Source organism: Caldicellulosiruptor sp. F32 (assembly GCF_000404025.1).
In the GTDB taxonomy this organism is placed as follows: domain Bacteria; phylum Bacillota; class Thermoanaerobacteria; order Caldicellulosiruptorales; family Caldicellulosiruptoraceae; genus Caldicellulosiruptor; species Caldicellulosiruptor saccharolyticus.
In genome coordinates, this window is record NZ_APGP01000074.1 from 1 (window position 1) to 1,860 (window position 1,860).

Below are 1,860 nucleotides of genomic sequence, written 5' to 3' on the forward strand. Positions count from 1 at the left end.
TTTTAAGATTTATTTTATAGCCTTTTTTGGTAGTTGAATAGTTCAAAAAATATGCGAAAAACAAAATTACAAATCTTTTTGTTTTAAACCTCAAATTCACTAATTAACAATACATGAGGATTTTGTTTGGCAAAACTTATTACCTCATCTGTAAAACCACTTTTTGAAAATAAAACATAAAATTTCTTACAGTAGTTGAAAATCATACTCTTTTCTATCAGGTTATTTAAAACAGACATGTCAACCTTTTGGTTTCTCCACTTGCATTCACCAAATAGTATATTATCTTGATTGAATGCTACTATATCAATTTCTTCTTCACGCTTTTTGTAGGGATTATTCCCCCACCATTTACCTATATTTTCAAAAATGAAAGGCAATCTTTTCTCCTTGTTTAAAATTTTAAGGTAATCCATACATATTTGTTCATAAACCTCTCCAATAAACTCATTCATGAAAGGCTTGATCTTATTATCGATAACTTCATCAATCAGTCCCTGTTCAATTAAACTCTTGTTGGTAAAAACAAATCGATACCAGAATCTAAAAAAATTATCCTTAATTTTATAAATACTTTTTCTGCTTTTTGCCTCCGAGAAAAGAGGAGTTACCCTCTCAAGAATTTTTAAATCTATAAGTACAGAAATATATTTTGCACATTTATCAACTTCAACTCCAACCTTTGTAGCTATCTCATTTAATTTGCTGCTTCCTGTTGCGATAGCTTCTATTATCGAATTATACAAAGCAGGTTCTCTTACCTCTTGTCTTAAAAGCAGTTTTGGTTCTTCATAAAGATATGATGATTTGTCCAATATTTTTGTCCTGATATTTTCGTATATGTCTTTTGTATTGTCAAAGATACTCAAATATTGAGGAATTCCTCCTAAAACTCCATATGCAATCACCTGTTCTTCAAAATTATAATTAGGGAAAAATTCTCTGCTCTCAAAAAAATCAAACGGTTCCACTATTAACTGAGCAGTTCTTCGTCCATACAAAGGACTTTTATAGCTTAAAACTTCCTTTTCAATAAAACTTACCGAAGATCCACAGACAATCAAAAAAAGTTTGGTGTTCTTTAAATGATGGTCAATCAAATTTTGCAGAAGTGATGGTATACTTTTGTTTGTATTTACTATATAAGGAAATTCGTCAATTACAACAATCAATCTCTTATCCTTTGCCTGATGTGCCAAAAACATAAATGCCTTCTCCCATGATTCAAACCGACTTATTAACCCACCAAGGTTAAAATAAGACAGTACCTTATCAGAAAAAGATTCAAGGTTAATTTTATCATTGTATTCCTCAGCAACAAAGAATATTGATTGTTTGTTTTTACAAAACTGAGTAAGCAGAGTAGTTTTTCCAACACGCCTTCTTCCATACACAACAACAAAGTGAAATTTGTCTTCGTTATAAAGTCTGTTCAACGTTTCAAGTTCATACTTTCTCCCAACAAACATAAAATCACCTACTTTAAAGTTACTAACTCCAGAGTTATTAACTTTAAAGTTAATAATTTTGAAGTCAATAAATATTATAACACAGTTTTAGTTAGATTTCTATTGTGTTTTTGATTTTTCTGAAGTTCACGCCATCTTATGTTAAAATAAGCACAGGTTACTATTTTAGCCCACGAATAAGAAAATATGTTTGATGTTTTCCTCTCTATTTGCTATAATGTTCTTAAGAAAACATTTAAAGTTATTTTTAGAGTTTGAAGAATACTTGCAGAGTGCTGAAGAGAAGGTGATAGAGGTTTTGAAGGCATGTTTGCCTGCTGCGCTCAGAAAGCTTGCCAAGAAAGAGATTGAGACGGCAAGGCAAGCGATAGAAGAATTAAGAGGATGTGTT

At 30.7% G+C, this 1,860-nt stretch carries 1 protein-coding gene and 1 pseudogene; one reads left to right on the top strand and one right to left on the bottom strand.

Annotated elements, in window-relative coordinates:
- Positions 1–83: 83 nt before the first annotated feature.
- Positions 84–1,469 carry an ATP-binding protein gene (locus H964_RS07065; RefSeq protein ID WP_011915690.1) on the bottom strand — a complete coding sequence of 462 codons (1,386 nt, stop codon included), beginning with the start codon at positions 1,467–1,469 and terminating at the stop codon, positions 84–86.
- 193 nt (positions 1,470–1,662) lie between these two features.
- Here H964_RS07065 and H964_RS07070 point away from each other — a divergent pair.
- A pseudogene (locus H964_RS07070) lies at positions 1,663–1,860 on the top strand (hypothetical protein); the annotation flags it as partial.

Excerpts from the sequence above, each read along its gene's own strand:
- H964_RS07065 (WP_011915690.1), bottom strand. The coding sequence starts at position 1,469 with ATGTTTGTTGGGAGAAAGTATGAACTTGAAACGTTGAACAGACTTTAT.